The organism is Virgibacillus chiguensis, assembly GCF_900129865.1.
Lineage (GTDB): Bacteria > Bacillota > Bacilli > Bacillales > Amphibacillaceae > Virgibacillus > Virgibacillus chiguensis.
On sequence record NZ_FQXD01000018.1, the window covers coordinates 56,532 to 63,268 of the forward strand.

Below are 6,737 nucleotides of genomic sequence, written 5' to 3' on the forward strand. Positions count from 1 at the left end.
CTTAAAAAATGAGAAACAGCAAAAAACCCCTTTGCATCATGCAAAGGGGGTTAATGAAAGAAAATCACACTGTTTTTGCTACTAAATTGAAGCAACGTTTATAAATCCATTGGTAGTCTTTTTCTGTTAGGTCACGTGGGTTACCTATTGTTTGTGGATCTTTCATCGCTTCTTTTGCTAACCGCTCAATCATATCGGAAGAAACGCCCTGTTCTTCCAATGACGGGATATCCAAGTCTTTTACAAGCTGATAAATTTCGTTTATAGCTGCTTTGGCAGCCTCCTCTGTCGTCATATGAAATGTGTCAATATCTAATGCTTGGGCTATTCTTGCAAATTTATGAGGATGACCTTTCCAATTGTATTCCATCACTGGACCGAGCATAGCGGCAACACATTGACCATGGGCAACTGGAAGGATACCACCTAATGTCTGGGACATGGCATGAGCGGCTCCAGCTGATTCACTACCGTAAGATAAACCAGCAAGCATAGCAGCTTGAGCCATACCATAACGTGCCTCAAGATCACCTCCGTCAGCATAAGCGCGACGTATGTATTTTCCAACGTATTCCATTGCCAATAATGCAACCGCATCTGTAATAGGCTGGGCAAAATGCATGGTAAAGCATTCTATCGCATGGGCTAAAGCATCCACACCAGTCATTGCCGTAACGTGTGGAGGCATGGATACATGCAGTTTTGGGTCAATGATTGTTAAATGAGCAGCAATTAATGGACCACCCGTATTAAATTTAAATGCACGTTTTTCATCTGTAATAACGGCCCATTGTGTTACTTCAGAACCAGTCCCTGCTGTAGTCGGAATGGTTGTTAAAGGTGGAATGCGATTTTCTAAGGGCTTTTTTCCTTCCGCAGCTTCATATTCTAAGACACTGCCATGATGTGTTGCTTCCACACCAATGCCTTTTGCCGTGTCCATAGAACTCCCTCCACCAACAGCAACAAGTCCATCACAACCTTTTTCTTTATATAACTTAGAGCCTTCTGCAATCAAACGAACGGGTGGGTTTGGCTCAACTTTATTAAAGACAACAACTTCTATCCCCGCTTTTTGTAAGTGTGTTTCTACAGGCTGTGTTACACCAGCTTCATAGATACCTGGGTCAGTTACTAAAAGGGCTTTTGATACACCGAGCTGTTTTACTTCATTTCCAATCGATTGAATGGAATCAATGCCATGCTTTATCGTCGTTGGTATTTCAAATGTATGTAATTTATACATATGCTCTAACTTCATATTTAAGCTCATAAATAGATCCTCCTATTATCTTTCTTTGTATTTTTGATTGATTTAACTTGATAAAAGCTTGGGTGACAATATGATTGCGACATTATTTTAAAACCAGTTCAACGCATCAGGCTGTAAATTATGATAGACATGCTTCACTTCTTGATACTCTTCTAGTCCTGCTTTGCCAAGTTCTCTGCCAATGCCAGATTGTTTGAAACCACCCCACGGGGCATGTGGAAAATAAACATTGTAGTCATTGATCCAAACTGTACCCATGCGCATTCTAGAAACACAACGTTCTGCTTTGGCGATATCTTTTGTCCAAACACCACCAGATAGCCCATAAATAGAATCATTTGCTAATTGCATGGCTTCTTGTTCCGTGGTAAATGTTTCTACTGTAATGACAGGGCCGAAACCTTCATTTTGAACAACACGCATATTTGATGTGCAGTTGGTAAGCACAGTAGGTAAGTAAAAGAATCCATCTTGTAAATTTGGATTGTCAGGTTGTTGTCCTCCTACTGCTACGGTAGCTCCTTCTTTTTTTCCGTCTTCAACGTACTGAATGACTTTATTCAAATGCGTTTTAGAAATAAGCGGTCCCATTTGCGTAGAGGCGTCAAAGCCATTCCCCAACGTAATGTTTTTCACTCGTTCAACTAAAGCTTGAACAAATGCATCATGTATCTTTTCTTCAATAATCAGTCGTGTACCAGCTGAACAAATTTGCCCAGCATGAAAGAAGACGGCATGTAGAGCTTGGTCAACCGCTATATCGAAATCAGCATCGGCAAAAATAATATTCGAGTTTTTTCCGCCTAGCTCAAGTGCTAGTTTTTTTACGTTAGAGCTGGCTGATTGCATAATTTTTTTCCCGGTGTTTAAGCCTCCGGTAAATGAAATCAAGTCAATATCGTGATTAGCAGAAAGTTCTGCCCCAACCGTATCTCCTGTTCCTAATACGAGGTTGACCACACCTTTTGGTAGCTTAGCTTCATCCATTAATGTAAAAAGTTTTACGGTTGTTAATGGTGTAATTTCGCTTGGTTTCATGATTAATGTATTTCCAGCAGCTAATGCTGGCGCTAACTTCCAAGATGCTTGTAATAATGGATAATTCCATGGAGTGATTTGCCCACATACACCTACAGGTTCATAGACTACTTTGCTAATGGTGTTTGGGACGGGGGAGTCAATCAATTCGCCACCATGTTTATCAGCTAATTCTGCATAAAAACGGAATACTCCAGCAATATCTTCCATATCTCCCCGGCTTTCTTCGACGGTTTTACCTGTATCAAGCGTTTCTAGTTTAGCTAACTCTTCTTTATCCCGTTCGATGAGCGCTGTAATGGTATGTAATTTTTTAGCGCGTTCTGTTGCAGATGTTCTTGACCATTCACCTTCATCAAATGCTTCTCTTGCAGCAGCAATCGCAGATATTGTATCTGTTTCATCACTTTCTGTCGCTTGAGCAATGACCTCTTGGTTAAACGGGTTTATAATCTCTCGCGTGTTGCCTGTATGAGAAGGTACCCATTTTCCGTTAATAAAGTTTTGCTTCAAATTCAACATACTCCCTCCTACATGAATTAATTTTGTTAAATACTTATTTAACGTTCTTAACAATTTAAACTTAACATGATACAATTGAAATTGTCAAAATAAAATTAAAATAATAAGGAACAATGATGCATTTGACATATTTGATTATTTCGTTAACATTAAGTTTGTAAAAAACATTTTAAACATACTTAATAGGTTTACGGATAAAGGAGGGGAGACTTGATGGCGAATTCACATGATGAAATGGCGAAAGAAAAGCTTGAAGAAGCAAAAGGCTACGTTATTGAAACCATCGCAGAAACAATGGACGTATACGGTGTAACACCGGCTGCGGGTAAGCTTTATGCAACGATGTATTTTAAAGAGCAAATGAATCTTGATGAAATGCGAGAAGAATTGGGAATGAGCAAACCCAGTATGAGTACGAGTGTTAGGAAATTACAAGAAAACGAGATGGTAAAGAAAAAGTTTCAAAAAGGCTCACGTAAACATACGTATGCAGCTGAAAAAGATTTTTTCCATTCTTTTATGTCCTATTATTGTCAACTATGGGATCGTGAAGCAAAGATGAATATGGAAGCGATTAAGCAGGCCGAATTTACTTTAGATCAAATTTTTGAAGATGAGAATGTGGCGAGTGAATTGATGGAGGAAGCGCGAGAAATTTATGATCAGCTTGAGCAATCTAAAATATATTATCGTTGGCTTGAGCGTTTAGTTGCTAGTATACGGTCAGAAGAGATCTATGAGTTTTTGCCGAAAAAGCCATAATGACCGGGTGGCAGATTGGGGAGGTGATTTCGTGAGTTTGTCTCACTTGCTGTTTTTTCGGACTAGGATAGAAGTATCGTATAAGCAAACGATTGGATGATAGCGAATTTCGCTTGTTGGTAAGAAGCTGTTTATAACATATTTACTTAAATAGATGGGAGAGAGTAAATCATTTTATGAACTTTATAAAGAGCAAGTTAGTCATTTTTAGTTTCATGATGTTATGTACTGTTTTATTGGTAGCATGTGGGGAAGAAGAATCTAACTCGAAAAATGAAACGAGCCAGGCTACAGGAGAAAAGGGCACAATTGAAATGGCGCAGATTAGCTGGGCAGAAAATATTGCTGTTTCAAATATGTGGAAAGTTATTTTAGAAGAACAAGGCTATAAAGTAAATTTAAATTTACTAGACATGGGAACGATTATGAAGGCACTTGCTGAAAACGAACTGGATGTTAATTTAGAAGTATGGCTCCCAGTGCAAGATCAAGCCTACTTACAAGAATATAAAGATGATGTATTCTTTTCTGAAGAGCCGTGGTATGATAACGCGAAAGTTGGATTAGTTGTGCCTGAATACTTAGAAGAAATTAATAGTGTGGAAGATTTACATGCGCATAAAGAGATGTTCGAGGGGGAAATAACTGGTTTTGATGCTGGTGCAGGAACAATGGAAGTGACGGAGAAACTAATAAAAGAATATGATTTGGATTATGAATTAGTTCCTAGCTCAGAACCAGCTATGATTACCGAAATCGCACAAGCTATAAAAAATGAGGAGCCAATCGTTGCTCCACTTTGGAATCCACATCGCGTATTCTCCCAATATGATTTGAAGTATCTTAAAGATCCGAAGAAGGTATATGGGGAAGTAGAAAAAATACATCATGCAACAAGGAAAGACTTTAAAGAAGATTTCCCAAGTGTAGATGAATGGTTCAAAAATTGGAAAATGGACGATGCATCCATTGGAGAACTAATGACGTATGTGAATGAAGCGGAAGAGCCGATTGATGGAGCAAAAAAATGGGTTGCAGATAACCAGGAATTAGTTAATACGTGGGTGGAATCGGAGTAAAACTATTTCGAATATAAGGTTTGGAATTCCGCTACTTCAAGAAAATTGAAAGAGGAAAGCTTGGACTATCTTAAACACGTGCTATTAGCATCGTCGTTGTTTCTAAAGCTATAAAACAATGAAGTAGAAAATGAGAAAAAACCTTACTAATTGAAGATTAACTTTACCTTTGATCCAGTAGAAGTAAAAAAACTTCTACTGGATCAAAGGACAGTGTATAAACTATCCAAGAATATGCTCCCATTTCCGTTGCAGTTGAACAACGGAGAATGGCATTTCCTAAATTGGTTTATAAAAGTCCTTCCTGTTCAAAGAGAAAATCATAAGGGATGTCAATGAAAATAAAACGATCTGAAGTAATAGGGTAAGAGTATGTCCGAATACGTTCATCTCGTTCAATATCTGTATATAAATCAGATAATATTCCTTTCTTTTCCATACTCATGCGGGCAATATTTTCAAAGAAATAAGGTCGCCAACTCCAATTTTTTTGTCTTCCTTCTGGTTGTAGACACCATATACCATCTGCGCCTTTTTCCGCATTTGCAGATAGCTGAAATCCAGCCTCATTACAAATATAAACTCGGAAACTGTAATCATTACAATCGCTCGCAACAGCAAGAATCGTTTCATCATAAGGGGCATGAGGATCAATTGTCTTTAATGTTTTAGCTATTTGCGTATTTATTTTTTCCGTTAATGCTAGTTGTGCTTTCATTTTCTTTCGTTCGTAATTGATGAAATGATGAAAGTCTTTTTTGACCTTTTCTTTACAACTGTCAATTGGAATAAAATTTGACTGTGTTTTTTCTAAATACTCTCCTTGATAATAGCGACTACCGTTTCTCCATGCGTAGTTTAGCTGGTGAAAAGAAGTAATCCCTTTAAATAATAGCGCAGCACCAATTTTGCGCGAAAGCATAGAAAGTAAGTGATGGACATCCTGATACAATTGAGGCAAATCGTCTTCTCGTAAAAATGAGACATCGACTTTGACAATGTTAGGCTTAATTAAAGCTAATTTATCTAAGTTCCCGTTTTTTTCTCCTACATCATCAATAGCGATTTGAATGCCAAATGTTTGAATGTATGCAAATAAGTGCTTAAGGGAAGCAATATGATCACTAACAAAGGCTTCCGAAAATTGTAGCACAAGTTTATTTAAATCTAATCCTTGCTCTTCATAGGCTTGTAAAATAGATAGCATACTGTCCCCGTTATCTTTTAGTAACAGTTTTGCATCGTAATGAATAAATAGCAGTTGTGTGTGATCTGTTGCCATATATTTATCTAACACTTTTTGTAATACTGTATGCGTAAGCTCTAGCCTAAAGTCACTCGGAATGCTTTTGTCTTTGAAAAACCAAAGGAGATTATGTAATTCCTTTTCCTCGTCTTGAAAATAGGGAATCGTTTCATACCCAATAATGAATTGATTCTCTGCACTTATAATCGGATCGAAGTATGGAACGATCTGATCAAGCTTCATCATGATATCTAGTGGGTCCATACTAACCAACTCCATTTTTTACTTTAATACAGTATAGCATGGAAGTGCATCAATTTTACTGCGAAAAATCAATTCGAAATATTTTGGGGTTTTAAAAAAATATCCTTTCATAAATAGAATAGAGACCTGCGGTAGTATGTCAAGTAAAAATTAAATAGTTTTTTAGTTATCAAGGTACAATTTGCTTAAAAAACGCAACACTAAACTGACTCCAGTAAACATGTGTAAAATACTGGAAATTACTCAAAGGATTAGAAGCTAATTATACTTCATGTATTGACGCTCCTTTGTGGCGTGTAAATTTGGTTTTTGCGTAGTAGCGCATCCACCAAACGCACTAATTTTCTTGCAGTTAAGACGAGGGCTCTTTTGTATTGATGCTTTGGTACTTCATTGAACTTTTTCGCGTAATACTCTTTGTATTCAGGAACATGCCTTCTTACCAAGTTGGCGGCTTCAACGAGGTAATAACGGAGATACTGATTTCCATTACGCGATAACGATGTGTCGTCAGCTGTAAAGCGACCAGATTGGTGTTTACGCCAATAGAGTC

The 6,737-nt window shown here is 37.6% G+C and carries 6 protein-coding genes; 2 read left to right on the forward strand and 4 right to left on the reverse strand.

Features of this window, described 5'->3' with window-relative positions; translation table 11 throughout:
• Nucleotides 1-64: 64 nt before the first annotated feature.
• Together BUB45_RS16435 and betB are read right to left on the reverse strand one after the other, a co-directional pair.
• Nucleotides 65-1,273: a choline dehydrogenase gene (locus BUB45_RS16435; protein WP_073012243.1), complete on the reverse strand. Its 1,209-nt coding sequence runs from the start codon at nucleotides 1,271-1,273 to the stop codon at nucleotides 65-67.
• An 87-nt stretch (nucleotides 1,274-1,360) separates the two neighbouring features.
• The gene (gene betB / locus BUB45_RS16440) at nucleotides 1,361-2,833 is read right to left on the reverse strand and encodes a betaine-aldehyde dehydrogenase (protein WP_425303972.1); all 1,473 of its coding nucleotides are present in this window, start codon (nucleotides 2,831-2,833) and stop codon (nucleotides 1,361-1,363) included.
• A gap of 213 nt (nucleotides 2,834-3,046) precedes the next feature.
• Between betB and cudC the strand changes: the two genes are divergently transcribed.
• Together cudC and BUB45_RS16450 are read left to right on the forward strand one after the other, a co-directional pair.
• On the forward strand, nucleotides 3,047-3,595 hold the full coding sequence (cudC, locus tag BUB45_RS16445) for a choline uptake/conversion transcriptional regulator CudC (RefSeq protein WP_073012326.1): 549 nt from the start codon (nucleotides 3,047-3,049) through the stop codon (nucleotides 3,593-3,595).
• Nucleotides 3,596-3,810: 215 nt separating this feature from the next.
• A complete protein-coding gene (locus BUB45_RS16450) occupies nucleotides 3,811-4,674 on the forward strand; it encodes a glycine betaine ABC transporter substrate-binding protein (RefSeq protein ID WP_244527757.1) in 864 nt (287 codons plus the stop codon).
• Nucleotides 4,675-4,963: 289 nt separating this feature from the next.
• Here BUB45_RS16450 and BUB45_RS16455 read toward each other — a convergent pair whose 3' ends face one another.
• Nucleotides 4,964-6,184 carry an EAL domain-containing protein gene (locus BUB45_RS16455; protein ID WP_073012333.1) on the reverse strand — a complete coding sequence of 407 codons (1,221 nt, stop codon included), beginning with the start codon at nucleotides 6,182-6,184 and terminating at the stop codon, nucleotides 4,964-4,966.
• A 269-nt stretch (nucleotides 6,185-6,453) separates the two neighbouring features.
• Nucleotides 6,454-6,737, reverse strand: a 284-nt coding sequence (locus tag BUB45_RS16460; protein WP_139300192.1) for a transposase, incomplete at its 5' end; no start/stop codon positions are given.